Annotated in this window: 20 protein-coding genes and 1 pseudogene; 14 read left to right on the top strand and 7 right to left on the bottom strand. The window is 69.2% G+C overall.

The genetic code is table 11. The annotated features are described in order from the left end of the window. Positions 1–23 precede the first annotated feature (23 nt). The 3 genes from AOZ49_RS26575 to AOZ49_RS26565 all read left to right on the top strand — a co-directional run bounded on the left by AOZ49_RS26575 (position 24) and on the right by AOZ49_RS26565 (position 1,919). Complete coding sequence (locus AOZ49_RS26575) at positions 24–482, top strand: VOC family protein (RefSeq protein ID WP_054429877.1); 459 nt, start codon at positions 24–26, stop codon at positions 480–482. Positions 483–503: 21 nt separating this feature from the next. Then, a complete protein-coding gene (locus AOZ49_RS26570) occupies positions 504–1,190 on the top strand; it encodes a flavin reductase family protein (RefSeq protein WP_054478711.1) in 687 nt (228 codons plus the stop codon). 114 nt (positions 1,191–1,304) lie between these two features. Beyond that, positions 1,305–1,919, top strand: a complete 615-nt coding sequence (locus AOZ49_RS26565) for an ATP-binding cassette domain-containing protein (protein WP_054478709.1) — start codon at positions 1,305–1,307, stop codon at positions 1,917–1,919. Positions 1,920–1,954: 35 nt separating this feature from the next. On the opposite strand, the gene AOZ49_RS26560 is transcribed toward AOZ49_RS26565, so the two are convergent. Further along, complete coding sequence (locus tag AOZ49_RS26560; RefSeq protein WP_054478707.1) at positions 1,955–2,716, bottom strand: SDR family oxidoreductase; 762 nt, start codon at positions 2,714–2,716, stop codon at positions 1,955–1,957. A gap of 338 nt (positions 2,717–3,054) precedes the next feature. Here AOZ49_RS26560 and AOZ49_RS26555 point away from each other — a divergent pair, with 338 nt between their 5' ends. Then, positions 3,055–3,696, top strand: coding sequence for a Rossmann-fold NAD(P)-binding domain-containing protein (locus tag AOZ49_RS26555; protein WP_231690449.1), 642 nt, complete (start codon positions 3,055–3,057; stop codon positions 3,694–3,696). A gap of 6 nt (positions 3,697–3,702) precedes the next feature. On the opposite strand, the gene AOZ49_RS26550 is transcribed toward AOZ49_RS26555, so the two are convergent. Together AOZ49_RS26550 and AOZ49_RS26545 are read right to left on the bottom strand one after the other, a co-directional pair. After that, complete coding sequence (locus AOZ49_RS26550; RefSeq protein ID WP_054478705.1) at positions 3,703–4,296, bottom strand: TetR/AcrR family transcriptional regulator; 594 nt, start codon at positions 4,294–4,296, stop codon at positions 3,703–3,705. Positions 4,297–4,301: 5 nt separating this feature from the next. Beyond that, positions 4,302–4,760: a MaoC family dehydratase gene (locus AOZ49_RS26545; RefSeq protein ID WP_054478703.1), complete on the bottom strand. Its 459-nt coding sequence runs from the start codon at positions 4,758–4,760 to the stop codon at positions 4,302–4,304. Between the two features lie 143 nt (positions 4,761–4,903). On the opposite strand from AOZ49_RS26545, the gene AOZ49_RS26540 reads away from it, so the two are divergent. Genes AOZ49_RS26540 through AOZ49_RS26530 form a run of 3 tightly spaced genes read left to right on the top strand, consistent with a single transcriptional unit; the run spans position 4,904 to position 6,528 of the window. Next, positions 4,904–5,200 (top strand): tautomerase family protein, encoded by a 297-nt coding sequence (locus AOZ49_RS26540; protein ID WP_054478701.1) that lies wholly within the window; start codon positions 4,904–4,906, stop codon positions 5,198–5,200. Positions 5,201–5,236: 36 nt separating this feature from the next. Then, on the top strand, positions 5,237–6,064 hold the full coding sequence (locus AOZ49_RS26535) for an AraC family transcriptional regulator (protein ID WP_054429864.1): 828 nt from the start codon (positions 5,237–5,239) through the stop codon (positions 6,062–6,064). 56 nt (positions 6,065–6,120) lie between these two features. Then, positions 6,121–6,528 (top strand): DUF2000 domain-containing protein, encoded by a 408-nt coding sequence (locus AOZ49_RS26530; protein WP_054478699.1) that lies wholly within the window; start codon positions 6,121–6,123, stop codon positions 6,526–6,528. Here AOZ49_RS26530 and AOZ49_RS26525 read toward each other — a convergent pair. Continuing rightward, positions 6,503–7,306: a hypothetical protein gene (locus AOZ49_RS26525; RefSeq protein ID WP_197286786.1), complete on the bottom strand. Its 804-nt coding sequence runs from the start codon at positions 7,304–7,306 to the stop codon at positions 6,503–6,505. The two genes, AOZ49_RS26530 and AOZ49_RS26525, sit on opposite strands and share 26 nt — an antisense overlap. Positions 7,307–7,406: 100 nt before the next feature. On the opposite strand from AOZ49_RS26525, the gene AOZ49_RS26520 reads away from it, so the two are divergent. The 3 genes and pseudogenes from AOZ49_RS26520 to dld all read left to right on the top strand — a co-directional run bounded on the left by AOZ49_RS26520 (position 7,407) and on the right by dld (position 10,937). Next, positions 7,407–7,790 carry a hypothetical protein gene (locus AOZ49_RS26520; RefSeq protein WP_054478696.1) on the top strand — a complete coding sequence of 128 codons (384 nt, stop codon included), beginning with the start codon at positions 7,407–7,409 and terminating at the stop codon, positions 7,788–7,790. Positions 7,791–7,872: 82 nt separating this feature from the next. Next, positions 7,873–9,129 carry a hypothetical protein gene (locus AOZ49_RS26515; RefSeq protein ID WP_054478694.1) on the top strand — a complete coding sequence of 419 codons (1,257 nt, stop codon included), beginning with the start codon at positions 7,873–7,875 and terminating at the stop codon, positions 9,127–9,129. Positions 9,130–9,244: 115 nt separating this feature from the next. After that, a pseudogene (dld, locus tag AOZ49_RS26510) lies at positions 9,245–10,937 on the top strand (D-lactate dehydrogenase). 56 nt (positions 10,938–10,993) lie between these two features. Here dld and AOZ49_RS33110 read toward each other — a convergent pair. After that, entirely contained in the window at positions 10,994–11,563 is a 570-nt protein-coding gene (locus AOZ49_RS33110; protein WP_197286785.1) for a flagellin, read from the bottom strand. A 322-nt stretch (positions 11,564–11,885) separates the two neighbouring features. Further along, positions 11,886–12,545: a flagellin N-terminal helical domain-containing protein gene (locus AOZ49_RS26495; RefSeq protein ID WP_054478687.1), complete on the bottom strand. Its 660-nt coding sequence runs from the start codon at positions 12,543–12,545 to the stop codon at positions 11,886–11,888. A gap of 476 nt (positions 12,546–13,021) precedes the next feature. On the opposite strand from AOZ49_RS26495, the gene AOZ49_RS26490 reads away from it, so the two are divergent. Then, positions 13,022–13,252, top strand: coding sequence for a HigA family addiction module antitoxin (locus AOZ49_RS26490; protein ID WP_054478730.1), 231 nt, complete (start codon positions 13,022–13,024; stop codon positions 13,250–13,252). A gap of 75 nt (positions 13,253–13,327) precedes the next feature. Here the strand turns inward: AOZ49_RS26490 and AOZ49_RS26485 are convergent, their stop codons facing one another. Then, positions 13,328–14,194, bottom strand: a complete 867-nt coding sequence (locus tag AOZ49_RS26485) for a LysR substrate-binding domain-containing protein (RefSeq protein WP_054478685.1) — start codon at positions 14,192–14,194, stop codon at positions 13,328–13,330. Between the two features lie 123 nt (positions 14,195–14,317). Here AOZ49_RS26485 and trpB point away from each other — a divergent pair, with 123 nt between their 5' ends. From trpB to AOZ49_RS26470, 3 genes are all read left to right on the top strand, one after another. After that, the gene (gene trpB, locus AOZ49_RS26480; protein WP_054429837.1) at positions 14,318–15,526 is read left to right on the top strand and encodes a tryptophan synthase subunit beta; all 1,209 of its coding nucleotides are present in this window, start codon (positions 14,318–14,320) and stop codon (positions 15,524–15,526) included. After that, the gene (gene trpA / locus AOZ49_RS26475; protein WP_054478682.1) at positions 15,523–16,311 is read left to right on the top strand and encodes a tryptophan synthase subunit alpha; all 789 of its coding nucleotides are present in this window, start codon (positions 15,523–15,525) and stop codon (positions 16,309–16,311) included. The genes trpB and trpA overlap by 4 nt, the downstream gene beginning before the upstream one ends. 164 nt (positions 16,312–16,475) lie before the next feature. Then, positions 16,476–18,926, top strand: a complete 2,451-nt coding sequence (locus AOZ49_RS26470) for a DNA internalization-related competence protein ComEC/Rec2 (protein ID WP_082380593.1) — start codon at positions 16,476–16,478, stop codon at positions 18,924–18,926. Position 18,927: the final 1 nt, after the last annotated feature.

Here is an 18,927-nt window from a genome sequence, read left to right as displayed (position 1 = left end):
TTGATCTTCAAGAGGAGACTGCCATGCCCGTCAAAGTGCTCGAACTTCACCACGTCGGATTCGGCGTGAATCATGCCCAGGCCGACGCCATGCTCGATTTCTATCGCGATGTCCTGAGCCTGCCGCAGGATCCGGCGCGCTGGAAGATCCCCGGCATCTACGGGTCGTGGATCAACCTGCCCAACGGCACGCAATTGCACATCCTCGGCAGTGAAGGTCCGTCGCGCTACGCCAAGGGGCCGGGCCAGGACCCGGTGTCGAACCACATCGCGCTGGCGGTCGAAGACGTGCTGGCCGCCGAACAGGAACTGATCGCCCGCGGCATCGCCTACTTCACGCTCGACAACGTCGCCTCGCCCAGCCTCAAGCAACTGTTCCTGCACGATCCGGCCGGCAATCTGGTCGAGCTGCACCAGTCCAATGCCCGCCGGGCCGGCATCGACAAGCCGGAGCAGGATCCGGCGCGCGCGGGCAACGAATAAACCTTCTGGATCCGCCTACCCATGTACTTCGACATGCAAGCGCTCAGCGGCGAGCAGCGCAGCAAACTCATGCATTCCACCGTGCTGCCCCGGCCCATCGCCTGGGTCAGTTCGCGCGATGCGCGCGGCGCGCTCAATGTCGCGCCGTTTTCCTTTTTCAATGTGATGTCCGGCGATCCGCCCATTCTGTGCTTCTGTGTCGGTTCGCGCGACGGCCGCCTCAAGGACACCGCGCGCAATATCGCCGCGCGCGGCGAATTCGTGGTCAACCTGGTGTCGGCGGCGCAGGCGCGGCGCATGAACGTGACCGCCATCGACTTCGATGCCAGCATCGACGAGGCGATGGAGGCCGGGTTGCTGCTGGCGCCCGGCCGCAATGTCGAGGTGCCGCGGATCCAGGACAGTCCCGCCTCGATGGAGTGCCGCGTGCGCCAGTTGGTCGACATCGATGCGCGCCGCACGCTGGTCATCGGCGACATTGTCGGCATGCACCTGATCGATGCGGCGGTGACCGATGCCGAGCGCATGTTCATCGACCCCTTGCCGATGCAGCTGATCGGCCGGCTGCACAATCCGGGCTGGTATTGCGAGGTGAGCCGCGCGTTCCAGATGGCCACGCCGTCGGTGGCGCAGTGGCGCCAGATGCAGCAGGAGGGCGTGGCGCAGCAGTACCTGGAGGAACCGCCGCAGCCGGCCGACGCGCGCTGACGGGCAGGCAGGGGGATGGGCTGACGGACCGATGGGCGGGGCGGGCGGATCGCGCCTCGTCGCCAGCGTTTCAGGGTTCTGGCCGTGCCCGGCGTTCCTGCGTACACTGGCGCCATGCTACGTATCGACCATCTCACCAAACGCTACGGCGACTACGCCGTCTTCGAAGGCCTGACGCACACGTTCACGCCCGGCTGCGTGGCGCTGTGCGAAGAGGAAAGCACCGGCAAGTCCAGCCTGCTCGGCATCATCGCGGGCGTGCTCGCGCCGGATGGCGGCGAGGTCTGGATCGACGGTCATTCGCTGGCCCGGTCGCCGCAGCAGGCCAAGGGCCGGCTGGCTTATGTGCCCGACAACTGCCTGGCGTTGCCGGAGCAGACCGGGCGCGGGCTGCTCGAACAGGTCGCGGCGGAAAAGCGGGTGGTGGTCGACGACGCGATCCTCGACCTGGCCGCCCGGTTGGGGCTGGAGCCGCACCTGGACAAGCGCTTCGAGCAGATGTCCACCGGCACGCGCCGCAAGGTCTACCTGACCGCGGCGGCCCTGGGCGACCCGGCGGTGGTCATCGCCGACGGTCCCAGCAATGGGCTCGACACGCCGGCGCGGCGTGCGTTGGCCGAGTTGTTCAAGGCCTGGGGCAGGGACCGGGTGGTGCTGTTCGCCAGCCACGATCCCGAGCTGGTGCAGGCCTGCGGGGCGGCGGTGGTGGACGTCGCCGCGTTGCGCTAGCGTCCCGCCCGCCGCGCGGGATCCCCGCCAGCGACCTACTTGCCGCCGGTGACGTCGACGAACGTCCCGGTGACGTACGAGGCCTCGGCGCCCGCCAGCCACAGGATGGCGCGCGCCACTTCCTCGGGCTGGCCGCCGCGGCCCATGGGCACGGTGTCCTTGATGCGGTCCACCCGTCCCGGTTCGCCGCCGCTGGCGTGCATCTCGGTGTAGATGTGGCCCGGGCGCACGCCGTTCACGCGGATGCCCTCGCGCGCCACTTCCTTGGAAAAGCCGATCGTGAAGCTCTCCAGCGCGCCCTTGGAGGCGGCGTAGTCCACGTATTCATTGGGACTGCCGAGCCGCGCCGCGCCCGATGACACGTTGATGATGGCGCCGCCCCGGCCGTTGTGGAGTCGGGACATGCGCCGGGCCGCCTGCTGGGCGCAGAGCATGGGGCCGATGGCGTTGACCGCGAAGATCCGCTGCATGCGCTCGAACGTCAGGTCCTCCACGCGCGATTGCCGCGCAATGATCGCGGCGTTGTTGACCAGCACGTCGAGGCGGCCGAATTCGCCGTCGATGGCAGCGAACAGCCGGACCACCTGGTTGGGATCCGCGCTGTCGGCGCATACGGCCAGGGCGCGGCGCCCCTGGGCCCGCACATCGGCCGCCACGGCCTGGGCCGCCGCCTCGTTCGAGACGTAGCTGATCGCCACGTCATAGCCCTGCGCCGCCGCCAGCCGCGCGGTCGCGGCGCCGACGCCGCGGCTGCCGCCGGTGATCAGGATGACGGGGGCCTGGGATTCGGTGGACATGGGGGGGGCTCCTGCTGCGAAGTTCGTGATCGGGGAAGTCGGGCGCGCCTGCGCCGCGTGGCTCACTATACTGCGCGTGGGGCCGCTGCCACGCCGGCCGGCGCCGGAATTCCCGGACGCGCTGGCGGGTCAAGGCGACGCGGCGCTTGCGATGCCGATACACTGCCAACGCCTCTGCATGGCGCGTTATCGGCGGCGGTCGCGCGCGACGCGCGCCGCCCGCGCCCGGTTTTCTAGGAGTGGATTCATGGCACGCATCTTCATTACCGGTTCAGTCGACGGCCTGGGCCTGGCGGCCGCGCGCGCACTGTTGGCCGACGGCCACATGGTGGTCGTGCATGGCCGCAATCGCGAGCGCCTGGGCGCCGCGCGGGAATTGCTGTCGCAAGGGGGCGTTGGCGGTGGTGGGCGATCTGGCCGACCTGGCGCAGACGCGGGACCTGGCGGACCAGCTCAACGCCCTGGGCCGGATGGACGCGGTCATCCACAATGCCGGGGTCTTCACCGGCCCCGCCATCCTGCCGGTCAATGTCATCGCGCCGTATGTGCTGACCGCGTTGATGCAGCGCCCGCGGCGCCTGGTCTACCTGAGCAGCGAAATGCACGACGACGGCCGGCCCGACCTGACGGGCATGGCGTGGGACGGCAGCCGCGAGAGCGGCTCGTATTCGGACAGCAAGCTGTTCGTGACGGCGCTGGCGGCGGCGGTGGCGCGGTTGTGGCCGGACGTGGCCAGCCACGCGGTGGACCCCGGCTGGGTGCCCACCAAGATGGGCGGGCCGGATGCGCCGGGCGATCTCAGCCTGGGACACGTCACGCAGGCCTGGCTGGCGACGGGCGACGATTCCGCCATCGGCCAGAGCGGCGGATACTGGCATCACCAGGCGCGCCTCGACCCCCATCCGGCGGTGCGCGATGAGTCCTTCCAGGCGCGGTTGCTCGCCGCATTGCGCCAGGCGACGGGGATTGCGCTGGCATAGCGCCGGTTACGCGTCGGTCGACGCCGCATCGAGCGCGGCGCTTTTCTGGTTGATCGCGGCCTCCAGTGCCCGCACCCAGTCCGTGCGGCCGGCGCCCTGTTCGAGCACGCGGTAGCCGATCATCGCGGCGAACAGCACCATGGCGTCGGTGTCGTCGCCCTGCGCGCCGGGCGCCTGGCCGATGAACTGTTCATACAGCCTGCCCGCGCCCGCGGCGTAGGCCTGCGCCACGGCGGCGGCGGTCTCGTCCCCGTCCGCATGCGGCGCGAAGGCCAGCAAGGGGCAGCGATGCGCCGCGCGCCGGTTGCCGAGATAGCGCGGCACCAGCGCGGCCACGGCGTTCTCGTTGCGCTTGCCGGCGGCCTCGAAGGCCTTGTCCCAAGCGGCCGACGCCTGCGCGAAGACGGCCGAGACGGCCTGCGCCGCCAGGTCTTCCTTGGACGTGAAATGCCGGTAGAAGCCGCCGACGGTCATGCCGCAGTCGCGCATGATGTCGGCAACCGACACGCCGTCGATGCCTTGCGCGCGGAACAGCCGCGCGGCGCTGGCCAGGATGCGCGCCCGGTTTTCGTCCGCCTGTTCCCGCGATACGCGTCCCATGGCGCTCAGCGGCGGCGGAAGCTGACCACCTTGCTGGTCAGCTTCTGCACTTCCTCGCCGTGCTGGTTGTAGGTGATGCTCTCGACCACGACGATGCCGCGGTCCGGCTTGCTGCGCGAGGGCGTGATGGCGAGGATCGTGCTTTTCACCTGCAGCGTGTCGCCCGGCCGCGTCGGGCGCGCCCAGGCCAGTTCGGCGCCCGCGCCGATGACGCCGTCGGCCAGCGGCATGCTGTCGACCAGCAGGCGCATCGTGATGGCGGCGGTGTGCCAGCCGCTCGCCGCCAGTCCCTGGAACAGCGAGTCGCGCGCCGCGGTCTCGTCCAGGTGGAAGGGCTGGGGGTCGAACTCGGTGGCGAAGCGGCGCACCTGGTCGAGGTCGAGCCGATGCGTGGCGCTGGTGTAGGTGTCGCCAACCGCGAGGTCGTCCAGATACAGTCGGTCGGGGGATGAGGCGGGCGCCATGGGCAATCTCCTGCGGGCAAAGGGACGGGGGTGCTGCAAAATAGATTATTGATGTAATCTAATTGGCGCGCAAGCCGCGCCCGGCCATTGCCGGACCCGACGCGGCTGCCGTCCCCGTCCCACGCCACGCAAGGAATGACGCCATGCCTTTGGTCCGCATCGATATCCGCAAGCACGCCGACCCCCTGTTCGCCAGGAAGATCGGCGAGGTGGTCTACCGCGCCATGCGGACCACCATCGGCGTGCCCGACAAGGACAATTTCCAGATCCTCAACGAACATGACGGCGGCCATTTCGTCTACGATCCCTCGTACCTGGCCATCGCCGACGGGCTGCACGCCGAGCTGGCGATCCGCCGCGAAGACGTCTTCATCAGCCTGGTCGAGGTCAAGAAGGAAAACTGGTCCTTCGGCAATGGCCTGGCCCAGTATGCCAACTGAGGGCGGCCGCCGGCCGGTCGCCGCCATCCCATCTCCATGACATCAGACGACTGGATCCAGGTCAGGCGCGACCCCGCGACGGGCATCGAGGTGGTGCATGCGCATTTTCGCGGGCATGCCTACGACCCGCATGACCACGACGAGATGCTGGTCGGCGTCACGCTGCAAGGCGTGCAGCAGTTCCAGTGCGCGCGGCGCACCGTCACCAGCACGGTGGGTCACGCCATGCTGATCGAACCCGGCGCCGTGCATGACGGCCATGCCGGCACCGAGCAGGGGTTCACCTATTCGATGCTCTATCTGCCGTTGTCCTGGGTCGACGGCGCCCTGGCGCGGCGCGAGGGCAAGCCCGCGCGCCAGGCGTTCTCGATGTTCCGGACCTCGTTGTCGCGCGATCCGGCGCTGATCCACGCCATCGTCGGGACGCTGCACAGCTTCGCGCCGGGCGGCCTGCAATTGGCGCGCGACGAGGCGCTGGACCGGCTCATTGCGCAGCTGGCCGCCGACGGCGAGCGCCTGCTCATGCCGGCCCCGCGGCCCGCGCCGGTGAAGCTGCGGCGGGCGCAGGCGTTCATCGAGGCGCACATGGCCGCCGACATCAGCATGGACCAGGTCGCCCACGACTCGGGCATGGACCGCTATGCCCTGGCGCGCCAGTTCCGCCGCGAACTGGGCCTGGCGCCGCACGCCTACCTGGTGAGCCTGCGCCTGCGGCGCGCGCGCGAGTTGCTGGCGCGCGGCATTTCGCCGGCGGACGTGGCCGCGCAGGTCGGGTTCGCCGACCAGAGCCACCTGGGGCGCTGGTTCAAGCGCGCCTATCGCATCACCCCCGCGAAGTACCTGCGCAGCGCACAAACGTTCTAGATCCGCGCGCGCCGTCGGGCCAGGATGGGCGTTTTGTCCTGAATGGGAGTTTCGACGTGTTTGATACCAAAGTGGCGATCATCGTGCGCAATGATCTGGCGACCTGGCAGCGCCTGAATGTGGTCGCTTTCCTGTCCACCGGCCTGGCCAGCGCCGCGCCCGAAATGCTGGGGGAACCCTATGTCGACGCGGCGGGGCATCGCTATGCCGGCATGTCGGTGCAGCCGATCCTGGTGTTCGAGGGGGACCGGGCCGGCCTGCAGGCGGCGCACCGGATCGCGCGCGACCGCGAGCTGACGCTGGCGCCGTTCGTCCATGTCATGTTCGCCACCGGCCACGACGAGGCCAACCGCGCGGTGTTCCGCGCCGAGCCGGCCGACGATCTGGACCTGGTCGGCATCGCCCTGCGCGGTCCGAAGAAGGCGGTGGACAAGGCGGTCAAGGGGCTGTCGCTGCATCCTTGATGCTGTCGCTGTCGCCGCCCTTGTCGGGCGCGGGACGCGCCGGCGCGCCGTCCCGGTAGGCCACCGAGACCATGGCGCCCACGACGAACGTCATCACGATGAAGAGCGTCAGATAGGCCACGATCCAATACGGTCCGCCGTCCACGGCGTAGCCCAGGTACTCGTACAGCGCGCTGTGGGCCAGGCCGCCCGCGCTCACCAGGATGCCCAGGGTCAGCATCAGCGGCCAGCGCGGGTAGGGCATGGCGGCGCGCACGCCGCGCAAGCCGGTTGCGCCGGTCACGGCGGCGCGCGGCAGGGCGGGCGCCAGCAGCGCCAGCCCGTACAGGATCGGCAGCCAGAGCGCCAGCACCACGGGCACCAGCACCGCGAAGAACAGGCCCGACGCCGGGCCGTTCATCAGCGCGAACAACACGTAGGGCAGGTCGCCGGTGGCGCGCGCCAGCGCCGTCACGACCACCGCCAGCAGGCCCAGCATCACCAGGTGCCAGGCTTGCGCCGTACTGCCGCCGGCCTCGATCCGCGTATCGTCCGCGCGCGCGATGACCCGGTGCCAGGCGAACGTCATGCGCGAGAACGCAATCAGGTTGACCAGCGCGAACAGCAGGAACAGCCCGCCCTTGAGCCAGTACAGCGACGCGGCCAGGATGGCGAACGGCAGCGATAATAGGAACACCGCCAGCGACCACGGCGCGGTGGCCAGCATCGCGCGGCCATGGCGCCGGATGGCGCCCGTCGTCGCGTTGAAGAATGAAAGTGCTCCGCGTGCGTTCGACAAGTCGTTCCTCTGTGTGCAATCGACAGGGCCTTGTTTATACCGCAGCCGAGCCGCCCGGACGTCATCGTTTGCAAGCCTTTACCAAAAGAGAGGAGACCCGATGGAAGTGACCTTGAGCGGCAGGATGGGGGGACCCGAGGCCGGCATCGCATGCCTGCCCGCCATCGTCGCGTATCGCCCGCGGCTGAAGGCCGCGCTGGCGCCGCTGGCCGTGGACGGCCTGGCCGTGCTGGACATCACGCTGCACGTGGGCGGCAGCATCACCGATTCCGCGGCGCAGGGCTTCACGGCGCAGGCGCGCTATCTGCGCAAGCCGGAAAAGCTGACCGTCGCCATTTACGTGTCGCGGCGCGATGCCGAGGCGGAGCGAGAACCCGATGTGGCGGCATGGCTGCTGCGCGGTCTCGAATCGATGCCGCGCTCGGCCAGCGTGGCGGCATTGGACCTGGATGCCGTGCTCGACGCCTTGCGCGCCGCGGGCTGAGCGGCTTGGCCGGGGCGGGCGGCGGTCGCCATGCCGCCTCGGGTATAGTCAGCCCCACGCCCACTTTTGCAGGCCTTGCCCGATGTCCTCGACACCCGCTCGCCATCTCCGTTGCGCGCCGGCTGCGCTGATCCTCGCCATGCTGTCGCTGGCCGCGTTCAATGCCGGCGCCACCCCGCGCACCGTCTACCAGGGCACCCTGCAAGGGGCCGGTGAAGTGGTGCTGGAACTGGACGACGCGGCCGGCGCCAACGGGGTCGTGAGCGGGCGCTACTTCTATCCCAGGAGCGGCGTCGACATTCCCCTGCGCGGCACGGGCGACGTCCTGTACGAGCCCAAGCCGCACCCGGCGCGGCCGCCCGCCTCGGACAAGGCCACGATCGACGCGGCCGACCGCGCGGCCAGCTGGCAAGGCACGCGTGACGCCAAGGGTTATCACGGGCAATGGACCGACACGCGCACCGGCAAGCAGCGCCGCTTCGATCTGCGGCCGGTTGCGCATTACGACACCGAGCAGCTCGAACGCGACCGCGCCCGCGCGCGGGCCGAGCAGGTCGACCTGGGCGATGTCGACCTGAAGGCCGGCATCGACGCCAAGCGCGCGCCCTATGAAACGCTGAAGCTGGCGGGCCACGCCAAGCCGGTGGGCAAGGAAATCGGCGCGGGCGCGGTGGCCTACCGCATGTGGGTGGACCCGCGCACCCAGTTCGCGTATCCGCGGTTGAGCCGCCATCCCGATCCGCAGGTCATGCGGCGCGTCAACGATCTGCTGGAACAACGCCACTGGCGCAAGAGCCTGGGCGCGCTGGAGTGCATGGCGTTTGCCTACACCAGCCAGAGCGAGGCCGGCGGCACGCTGGGCGGGTTCGACGACGAGAACATCAACGTCACCTGGCTGTCGCGCGCGCTGATGACCGTGACGGAGGCGGGCAGCCTGGATTGCGGCGGCGCCCATCCGGCCAATCATTTCGAGCCGTACACCTTCGACCTGTTGCGCGGCGAGTACCTGGACTGGAACCGGGTGTTCGACGCCTACGTGCCGGGCAAGCGCAGCGTCGGCCGCGAACCGAGCGCGGCATTGCTGGGGCTGGTGGACCAGGTGGTCAAGGCCGGCCCGCCCGAAAGCCAGGCCGACCAGCGCCCCAACCTGGAAGACTGCGCCGATCTGTGGCCGCAGTACCTGGCCCTGGGCGCCGTGACGCCGGGCGCGCTGAGCCTGTCGGTGTCGGGCGTGGGCCATGCCTCGGGCGCTTGCCTGGGCACCCACGGCAGCGTGCCGTTCAAGGCGCTGCAACCCTATTTGAAACCGGGTGGGCAGGCGTATCTGGTGGCTGACTGATGCGCGAAGCGTGAAGAGGTCGAATCCGGCGCGCAACGCAGCCGGGGTGCGGATTCGGGCATATAGGACGGTTTCGTCCGCAAGTCGTTCCCACAGTTTCTTTCCAAGGACCTGCATGAATCCTGATAACCAGCGCCTGCTCGACGAATTGCGCGGCATCGTCGGCACGGCCCATGTCCTGACCGACCCGCAACATACCCAACGGTTCCGTACAGGATTCCGCTTCGGCTTCGGATCGGCGATCGCGGTTGCGCGGCCGGGCAGCCTTCTGGAGCAATGGCGATTGGTCCAGGCATGCGTGGCGCACGGCAAGATCGTGATCATGCAGGCGGCCAATACCGGCTTGACCGGGGGGGTCGACGCCGGACGGCGATGACTACGATCGGGAGATCGTGATCATCAGCACGTTGCGCATGAAGAAAATACAGCTGATCCGCGACGGGCATCAGGTGATCTGCTTTCCCGGCGCCACCTTGGACCAGCTGGAGAAAGCGCTCAAACCGCTGGGACGTGAACCGCACTCCGTCATCGGGTCTTCATGCATTGGCGCTTCGGTATTTGGAGGGATCTGCAATAACTCCGGTGGATCATTGGTGCAGCGCGGCCCCGCCTTTACCGAGATGGCCGTGTTTGCGCAATTGGGGCAGGACGGCAAACTATCCCTGGTCAACCACCTGGGCATCTCATTGGGAGAATCCCCCGAGGAGATCCTGCGGCGTCTGGATGACGGCACCTACCGTCCTGACGACATCGGCGATGGCGGACGCGGGTCGGATCAGGATTATGCGCGGCACGTCCGCGACGTCGACGCGGACTCGCCCGCGCGGTTCAACGCGGACCCGAAACGGCTGTACGAGGCTTCCGGGAGCGCCGGCAAGCTGATTCTCTTCGCCGTGCGCCTGGACACGTTTCCGGCGGAAACGCAGACCGACGTTTTCTACATCGGGACGAATGATCCGGCGGAACTGACGGATATTCGACGATACCTTCTGACGGCCTTGCCGGCGCTGCCCATCGCGGGGGAGTACATGCACAGGGATGCGTTCGATATCGCCGACGTCTACGGCAAGGACACTTTCCTGGCTATCCGCAGACTGGGCACCGCAAGGCTTCCCGCCTTTTTCGCGTTGAAAGCGCGCGTGGACAATTTCTGCGCGAGATTCCCGTTCTTCCCCAGGAACATGAGCGACCGGCTGTTGCAGTTCTTCAGCGAACGCTGTGGCGATCATCTGCCCGCTCGCCTGCGCGACTTTCGCGCCCGGTATGAACACTATCTGATGATCAAGGTGTCGAGAAAGCTGAAGGAGCCGCTTCAGGCTTTCCTGGATTCCTATTTCAACCAGGCCACGGGCGCCTATTTCCTGTGCTCCCCGGAAGAAGGCGCATCCGCCTTCCTGCTGCGATTCGCGGCGGCCGGCGCCGCCGTGCGCTACCGCGCCATGCATCCGGATGCGGTGGAGGATATCGTCGCGCTGGATATCGCCCTGAAGCGCAATGACCGGGACTGGCTGGAGGTTCTGCCCGAGGACATGGAGACCGACATGGTGGCCAAGCTCTATTACGGACACTTTCTTTGCCATGTCTTCCATCAGGACTACATCGTGAGAAAGGGCGTGGATTGCCTGGCGCTGGAGCACCGCATGTGGAAGCTGCTGGACGCCCGTGGCGCGCAGTATCCGGCCGAACACAACGTTGGACATCTGTATCGCGCCGGCCCCGAGCTTCGGAATTTCTACCGCGCCCTGGATCCTTGCAATCAGTTCAACCCAGGGGTCGGGCAGCTTTCAAAGTGCAAGAACTGGATGTGAGGCGCCGAAGTCGCTCGTCAGATCGCTGCCGCGTTCTGGTCACGACCCGTGGCGCGTCAATCCTCCTTCAACAACGCCAACACGTTCTGCGCCAACTGATTGGCCTGCGTCAAGGCGACCTTGCTGGCTTGCTGCAGGATCTGCTGGCGCGTCAGGTTGGAGGTTTCGACGGCGTAGTCCGCGTCCTCGATGCGGCTGCGGGCCTGGCCGAGGATATCGGCGGTGTGGTTGAGGTTGGTGATGACCGAGCCCAGGCGGTGCTGCATCGCGCCCAGCTCGCCGCGCAGGCTGTCGACCTGGCCCAGGGCGTGGGTCACCCGCTTCATGGGCACGACCTTGAGGTTCACGGTGGGCGGCGCGTGTTTCGGCTTGAAGGACACCTCGCCGGTGGACGAAATGCTGATGTCGTAGAAATTGCCATCGCTGCCGCTGATGACGTATTCGCCGTTGGCGTTGCCGGTGGCGTCGGTCAGGTAGTGCACCTTGCTGTGCTGGTCGAACAGGGGCCGGCCATCGTCGGCGGCGGGCACCGGCGCGAGGCTCTGGAGAAAATCGAACAGTCGGATGGGCGTGTCTTTCTTGACGGCGTCGGCGGCAGGCGGGGGGCCGGGGGGAGGCGCGACCACGGGCGGCGTGGGCGTGGGGGCCGGCACGGCAGGGGGGGGGCGACCGGAACCGGAAAGGTGCGGCCGACCAGCGTGGGCACGCCGCTGCGGGTGATCGCCGCCGCTTCCGCGGCGCTCAGGGTGGTTCTGTCCAGGCGCGGCAGGACGCTGATGTCGATGTCCACGACGCCTCCCACGGGCGCGGGCAAGGTGGGAATGCGGTACTCGTTGCGGGCGAGACCGCCGTGGACCTCCTGGACGAGGTATTGCGTCGTGCCGTTGAACTGGTAGCTCAGGAGATAGGCGTCGAATATCGTGAGGACGGTGGCGCCATTCCTGATGCTCAGGACGGCGGTGGTGGTGGGGGGGGCGCTATCGCGGGCGGCGGCGCGACCGCCGGTGGCGGGGCGATCGGCGCGGGCTCGGACTGGGTGTCGATCACCGTCCTGTCGACGGCGCTGCCCAGGCGCGGATCATGCACCACGTCGATCTGGTCCAGGTTCAGGGTTTTCGTGTTGACGAGCCTGGTGTTGAGGCTGAGCGTGTCGCCATCGTGGGCGCCGACCTGGATGGACAGATCGGCGTTCTGGGCCAGCACGTCGAGGCTGTTGAAGCGGGTCTGGTGCGAAATCCGCTCGATTTCACCGAGATGCTGGTCGATCTCGGCCTGGATGGATTCCAGGTCGCCGATCGAGTTGGTGGAATTCTGCGCCTGCACGGCGAGTTCGCGGATGCGTTGCAGGCTGTGGCCCATCTCGCCCAGCGCGCCCTCGATGGTCTGCGCCAGCGAGATGCCGTCATTGGCGTTGCGCGCCGCCTGGTGCTGCGCGCGGATCTGGGCGGTGAAATGATTGGCGATGGATTCGCCGGCGGCATCGTCCGCGGCATGGTTGATGCGCAGGCCGGACGACAGCCGCTCCGTGGCCACGGCCTGCGCGGATTCCGACTTGCCCAGGTTGGTGCGCGCCCGTAACGACAGGGACTGGTTTCTGATCGAGGGCATGAGGTTCTCCAATGCGAGGTTGCCAGCCCGGCCAATGTGGCGGCTGTCAGCGGTATCCGGGCTGTCGTGCTGCGGGAATGGCGCGGGTTGATTCGAGCCGTCGTGGACGGCGTGGTGCGTGACGAGTCAGGGCGCCGAGCGATGTGGGGTCGATGATGGCACGCGGCCCACACTGGGTGGGCCGGTTTGCGCCGAACGGGCGCGGCTTTGTTTATCCGAAGAGGGATAGATCATTCTAAAAATGCTAAGCCGATCCCCCGCCGGCCGTCTCGCCGCGCGCTCGAATCCCGGATTCATCCGACGCGGCGAGCGTCTGGTCGGCGCGTCGCCGTGGCGTCGATCCGGGCATAGAGGCCGAACCGGCCGCCCGATAAGCCGCTTTGGGGACTCAAGACCGCTCCCAAAGCCGATAAACGGTGTGTCTCTGTTGACGACGTTACCGCCCATGCCGAGCATGGGGTCCTGCAATGGGGATCATGATGCATAACCCTCCGCATCCGGGCGAAGTCCTTCGGGAAGATGTCATCGCCGCCTTGGGGCTGTCCGTGACGGAAGCCGCCGATCGGCTGGCGATGTCACGGGTGGCCCTGTCCCGGGTGCTCAATGGCAAGGCGGGCATCAGCCCGGACCTCGCTGTCCGGCTGGAGCAAGCCGGGGCGGGTACCGCGCAGGCATGGGTGGCGATGCAGGCGAATTACGATCTGTGACAGGCCTTGCAACATGCGCAGCCGCCAGTCAGGCCCCTGGCGTCCGCGGCGCCTGGACGATGACGGGTCCATGCCCTATCCGACCCGCGCGGCATCGGGCTGCGCCTGCGCCTTCAACCAGCGCTTGAAATCGTCCACGACTTCCCTGGCATCGGTGCGCGCATAGAGGCTGAACCGGCCGCCCGTGTCCTGGAAGCCGAGGGGGGCGGCCAGCCGGCCGGCCCGGATATCGGCCTGCGCCAGTTCGCGGGGCGCGATGCCGATGCCCAGGCCCGCCACGGCGGCTTCGAGCATGTGACCGAGCTGGTCGAACTGGCGCCTGGGCTGCTGCGCGCCGAGCGTCACGCCGCTGGCCTGCGCCCAGTGTTCCCAGGCGGCGGGGCGCGCCGCGGCATGCAGCAATGGCGAGCCCAGCACGTCGGCCGGCCGCCGGATCCGCCCGGCCAGCGCCGGCGCGCAGACCGGCCCGATGCTTTCCTGGAACAGCGGCACCGCCTCGATGTCCGGCGAACGGTGCTCGTCGGCCACGATCAGCACATCGACCACGCGCCGCTCCAGCAACGCGATGTCGGCCGCCGTCTGCAGGCGCACCTGGACGCCGGGATGGGCGCGCTCGAAGTGCTCGAGCCGCGGAATGATCCAGTTGGACAACAGGCTGGCCGGCGCGCCGATCACCACCTCGGTCGATGCCGAGCGGCCGAGCAATTCGGCCAGGCGCTGTTCGAGCATGTCGAACGCCGGCAGGCAGACGCGGTGCAGATCCTGGCCCGCCGCGGTCAGCCGCACGCCCTCCGAATGCCGCTCGAACAGCTTGCCGCCGAGCCAGGTCTCGAGCTGCCGGACCTGCTGGCTGACCGCGCTGTGCGACACGCCCAGCTCTTGCGCCGCGAGCGACAGGTTCAGGTGGCGGGCGGCGCTGTCGAAGACGCGCAGCGAGTTCATGGGAGGCAGGTTTCTCATGCCGTTGATATTAGAAAATCTGATACCGATGAGCAAGAAATCTATGATTTATCTGGATGTTTTGTCTGGATACCATGGTTGTCATGTTCCCGAAGGCCTGAAACCATGTCTTTTATCCCCCATCCTGAATACCCCGATGCCGCCGGGCAGTTCGGCCGTTATGGCGGCCGCTACATGCCCGAGACGCTGGCGCCCGCGCTCGATGCGCTGGAACACACCTTCCGCGCGGTGCGCGAGGACCCCGCCTTCTGGGCCGAATACCGCGCCATGCTGGCCGACTACGTGGGACGCCCGAGCCCGCTGCTGCATGCCCAGGCGCTCAGCGAGGAGCTGGGCGGCGCGCGCATCTTCCTCAAGCGCGAGGACCTGAATCACACCGGCGCCCACAAGATCAACAATTGCCTGGGCCAGGCGTTGCTGGCGCGGCGCATGGGCAAGCGCCGCGTCATCGCCGAGACCGGCGCCGGGCAGCACGGGGTGGCCACCGCCACGGTGTGCGCCTTGTTCGGCCTGGAATGCGTCGTCTACATGGGCGCCGTCGACGTGGCGCGGCAGTCCTCCAACGTGGCGCGCATGGAGATGCTGGGCGCCCAGGTCCGGCCGGTGCCGGACGGCAGCGCCACGCTGAAGGACGCGATGAACGCCGCCATCCGCGACTGGATCGCGCATCCGGACGACACCTATTACCTGCTGGGCACCGGAGCCGGGCCGCATCCCTATCCCTGGCTGGTGCGCGAACTGCAGAAAGTCATCGGCGAGGAAACGCGCGCGCAGATCCTCGCGAAGACCGGACGGCTGCCGGACGCGATGGTCGCCTGCGTGGGCGGCGGCTCCAACGCCATCGGCTTCTTCTATCCGTTCCTGAACGACGCCGGCGTGCGGCTGTTCGGCATCGAGGCGGCCGGGCGCGGCACGCAGACCGCCGAGCACGCGGCCAGCATCGGCGAGGGATCCCCCGGCGTTCTGCATGGCTGCCGCAGCTACTTCCTGCAGGACGCGGACGGCCAGATCCAGAACGCGCATTCGATCTCGGCCGGTCTCGACTACCCGGGCGTCGGCCCGGAACACGCGCTGCTGCACGATACCGGGCGGGTCGTCTACGAATCGGTCACCGATGCCGAGGCGGTCGACGCCTTTCTGTGGCTGACGCGCCGGCAGGGCATCATCCCCGCGCTGGAAAGCGCCCATGCCCTGGCCTACGCCAGGCAACTCGCGCCGCGCATGGACCGCGAGCAGGCGCTGGTGGTCTGCCTGAGCGGGCGCGGCGACAAGGACTTGAATTCGGTCCTGCAATTCACCGGAGACGCCGCATGAGCCGTATCGAACAGACTTTGGCGGCGTTGCGCGCCGCCGGCCGGCCGGGCCTGGCCGCCTATTTCACGGCGGGAGACCCGTCCTACGATCACTGTCTCGCCTTGCTGAAAGGCCTGCCCGAAGCGGGGGCCGACCTGATCGAACTGGGCATGCCGTTCAGCGACCCGATCGCCGACGGGCCCGTGCTGCAACAGGCCAATGCGCGCGCACTGAAGGCGGGGCAGACCTTGCGCCGCACGCTCGACCTGGTCGCCGCCTTCCGCGAGGAGGACGAGCGCACGCCGGTCGTGCTGATGGGCTATCTGAACCCGCTGCTGCGCTATGAAGCGGCCAGCTTCATGGCCGACGCGGCCTGGGCCGGCGTCGACGGGCTCATCGTGGTGGACCTGTCGCCCGAGCATGCCGCCGGCATTGAACGGCTGGCGCGGCGGCACGGCATCGCCATCATCAAGATGACCGCGCCAACGACCACGGCGGAACGCCTGGACAGGGTGCTGGAAGGCGCCAGCGGGTTCGTGTACCACGTGATGCTGGCGGGGACGACGGGCGCGGCGCTGCCTTCGGACGCCGTAATCGCCGGTGCGCTGGAACGGATCCGGGCGAAGACCTCCCTGCCGATTGCCGCGGGCTTCGGCGTGCGGACCGCCGAACAATTGAAGGCGGTCGGGCGCCATGCGGATCTGGTGGCGGTGGGGACCCGGCTGGTCGAGGTGCTGGCGGCGGGCGGGGTGGCGGCGGCGCTGGCGGAAGTGCGAGGGTTGGGGGCGGCGGCAAGAGGGGGGTGATGGCTGGATGGGACACCGGCGGTTTCCCGAGGTGGGCAAATCCCTTCACACCCCGACCCGTCCGAGCGCCTGCGGCCCTACGCTGATCCGTTTCTCGGGAGACGGATATCAAGGGGCGCATATTCTGCCTGGCCATCGTGGCGGGCGCGGGAGCGGTGCAGACACTGGCGGCGCTGCCCGGGGCGGGGTTCTATCTGTCGGCCGGGGCGGCCTGCGCCCTGTTGCCGCTGGCTGTGCGGCGTTGGCGCGGCCGGCTGGCGGGGATGCTGGCCTGCCTGGCCGCGGGACTGCTGGCGGGCGCCGTCAACGCCGCGATACAGGCGCAATGGCGGCTGGACGACGCCTTGGCCGACCTGCACCAGAACGCCGTCGCGCGGCTGGCGTTGCGTGTGGCCGAGCTGCCCGACGATGAGGCGGGCGGCGTGCGTTTCGTCGGCGAGCAGGTCGGGCCGCCGCGTTCCGGCATTCCGCGGCGCATCCTGGTGTCGTGGTTGGCGCCGCCCGGCGCGCAGCCGGGGCTGCCGGCGGTGGCGCCGGGCCAGGTGTGGCGCATGGCGCTGGTGCTGCGCCGGCCGCATGCGCCGCTCAATCCCGACGCGCCGGATGGCGAGGCGCGCCTGTTCGCGCGTGGCCTGCGCGCCACGGGCACGGTGCGGGGGCAGCCCCGCTTGCTGGAAGACCAGCCCTGGGCGTCAGCCGGTGTCGCCATCGAGCGGGCCCGGTATCGGGTGCGCGCAGGCATGCGGCGCGCCCTGGGCGGACATCGCTACGCGCCGGTGCTGATCGCGCTGGCGATCGGCGACCAGGCTGGCGTGGCGCGCGACGACTGGCGCCTGTTCAATCGCAGCGGCATCACGCATCTGGTGTCCATCAGCGGCATGCATGTGACGTCGATCGCGGGCCTGGCGGGCTGGCTGCTGGCGTCGATGTGGCGGCGCGCGCGCTGGCGCGGCGGCGGGCTGGCCGAGCGGGTGCCGGCGCGCATCGTCGGCGGCGCCGCGGCGATGGCGGTGGGGCTGGCGTATTGCCTATTGGCGGGTTGGGGCGTGCCGTCGCGGCGCACGTTCTTCATGTTGCTGGTGGTGTTGGCGGCAGGCTGGTCGCGCCTGCGGGTATCGGCGGGCCGGGTGCTGGCGTTTGCCGCCGCGGCAGTGGTGATGCTGGATCCGTGGGCGCCGATGGCGGCGGGCTTCTGGCTGTCGTTCGGCGCGGCGGCGATCCTGCTGCGCGTGGCGCAGGCGCCGCGCGACGCGGATGCCGGATGGGGGCAGCGCTGGCGCGCGACGCTGTCGCAGGCCGTGCGCTTGCAGCTGACGGTGACGCTGGGCTTGACGCCGTTGCTGGCGTTCCTGGTGCACCAGGTGTCGCTTGGGTCGCCGCTGGCCAACGCGGTGGCGATTCCGGCGGTGACGTTCCTGGTCACGCCGCTGGCGCTGCTGTGCGCCATGTTCTCCGTGGCGCCGGCCACGGCCGGCGTGGCCGCGGTGGCGGGGCAGGCGGGCGCGTGGGTGTTCGACCTGGCGATGACGGTGGTGGCCTGGGTGGGCAATGCGGAGTGGGCTAGCTTCACGGTGGCGGCGGCGCCGTGGCCATGGCTGCTGTGGGCGCTGGCCGGCATGGTGTGGGCCTTGCAGGCGCAAGGCTGGCCGGCGCGGCGGCTGGGCTGGCTGTGCATGCTGCCGCTGTTGTGCTGGCGGCCGGCGCGGCCCGAGCCGGGCGACTGGCGCATGAGCGCGATGGATATCGGGCAGGGCAGCGCGATCCTGGTGGAAACCGCGAGCCAGACCCTGTTGTTCGATGCGGGGCCGCGCCACTTCGGCGGCGGCGATGCCGGCGAGCGGGTGATCGCGCCGCAGTTGCTGGCGCGCGGCATCGGTAAGCTGGATGTGCTGGTGCTGTCGCACGCGGACCTGGATCACGTGGGCGGCACGCGCTCGGTGCTGGCGGCGGTGCCGGTGGCGCGCAGCTATGCGTCGTTCGATGTGGCGCAATGGCTGCGGCGCGATGCCCGGTCGTGGCCCGAGCCGCGCGCGGGTGTGGCGACCGGCGCCGGACGGCCCGCGGACGGGGGGGCGGACGTGGCGGCGGATCGTGCGCCGGACGCGGGGACGGTCTATGTCCCGCCTGCGCGGATGCTGCGCTGCGAGCGCGGCGACAGCTGGCGCGTCGACGGCGTGACCTTCACCTTTCTGCATCCCGCGCCGGGCGCCGAGGTGCGCGGGGGCGACCGCAATGCCAACAGCTGCGTGCTGCGCATCGAGGGCCGCGCCCATTCGCTGCTGCTGACGGGCGACATCGGCGTGGCGCAGGAGCGCGAGCTGGCCGCGCTGGGCCTGCCGCCGACCGATATCGTGCTGGCGCCGCATCACGGGTCGGCGTGGTCATCCGGGCGGGAACTGGTGGCGGCCTCGCACGCCGGCCACGCGATTGCGCAGTGCGGCTACTTGAACCGTTTCGGACATCCGGCGCCGGCGGTGGAGCGGCGCTGGCTTCGCGCCGGCGCGGCCTTCTGGCGCAGCGACCGCGATGGGGCGGTGCTGGCCGAGTCGCGCGCCGGCGGCCTGTCGGTGTGGGCGCAGCGCGTGCGGCAGCGGCGCTACTGGCAGGGGCGTTGAA

Origin of the sequence: Achromobacter sp. 2789STDY5608615, from assembly GCF_001298995.1 — a bacterium.
GTDB lineage: Bacteria > Pseudomonadota > Gammaproteobacteria > Burkholderiales > Burkholderiaceae_B > Achromobacter > Achromobacter insuavis.
The sequence above is the reverse complement of the archived record's forward strand: the minus strand, read 5'-3'. Positions and strand labels throughout refer to the sequence as shown.

Bases quoted from the DNA above. Each gene is read 5' to 3' on its own strand.
- AOZ49_RS26575 (WP_054429877.1), top strand. From the start codon at position 24: ATGCCCGTCAAAGTGCTCGAACTTCACCACGTCGGATTCGGCGTGAAT.
- AOZ49_RS26570 (WP_054478711.1), top strand. From the start codon at position 504: ATGTACTTCGACATGCAAGCGCTCAGCGGCGAGCAGCGCAGCAAACTC.
- AOZ49_RS26565 (WP_054478709.1), top strand. From the start codon at position 1,305: ATGCTACGTATCGACCATCTCACCAAACGCTACGGCGACTACGCCGTC.
- AOZ49_RS26560 (WP_054478707.1), bottom strand. From the start codon at position 2,716: ATGTCCACCGAATCCCAGGCCCCCGTCATCCTGATCACCGGCGGCAGC.
- AOZ49_RS26555 (WP_231690449.1), top strand. From the start codon at position 3,055: ATGGCCGCAATCGCGAGCGCCTGGGCGCCGCGCGGGAATTGCTGTCGC.
- AOZ49_RS26550 (WP_054478705.1), bottom strand. From the start codon at position 4,296: ATGGGACGCGTATCGCGGGAACAGGCGGACGAAAACCGGGCGCGCATC.
- AOZ49_RS26545 (WP_054478703.1), bottom strand. From the start codon at position 4,760: ATGGCGCCCGCCTCATCCCCCGACCGACTGTATCTGGACGACCTCGCG.
- AOZ49_RS26540 (WP_054478701.1), top strand. From the start codon at position 4,904: ATGCCTTTGGTCCGCATCGATATCCGCAAGCACGCCGACCCCCTGTTC.
- AOZ49_RS26535 (WP_054429864.1), top strand. From the start codon at position 5,237: ATGACATCAGACGACTGGATCCAGGTCAGGCGCGACCCCGCGACGGGC.
- AOZ49_RS26520 (WP_054478696.1), top strand. From the start codon at position 7,407: ATGGAAGTGACCTTGAGCGGCAGGATGGGGGGACCCGAGGCCGGCATC.
- AOZ49_RS26515 (WP_054478694.1), top strand. From the start codon at position 7,873: ATGTCCTCGACACCCGCTCGCCATCTCCGTTGCGCGCCGGCTGCGCTG.
- AOZ49_RS26495 (WP_054478687.1), bottom strand. From the start codon at position 12,545: ATGCCCTCGATCAGAAACCAGTCCCTGTCGTTACGGGCGCGCACCAAC.
- AOZ49_RS26490 (WP_054478730.1), top strand. From the start codon at position 13,022: ATGATGCATAACCCTCCGCATCCGGGCGAAGTCCTTCGGGAAGATGTC.
- AOZ49_RS26485 (WP_054478685.1), bottom strand. From the start codon at position 14,194: ATGAACTCGCTGCGCGTCTTCGACAGCGCCGCCCGCCACCTGAACCTG.
- trpB (WP_054429837.1), top strand. From the start codon at position 14,318: ATGTCTTTTATCCCCCATCCTGAATACCCCGATGCCGCCGGGCAGTTC.
- trpA (WP_054478682.1), top strand. From the start codon at position 15,523: ATGAGCCGTATCGAACAGACTTTGGCGGCGTTGCGCGCCGCCGGCCGG.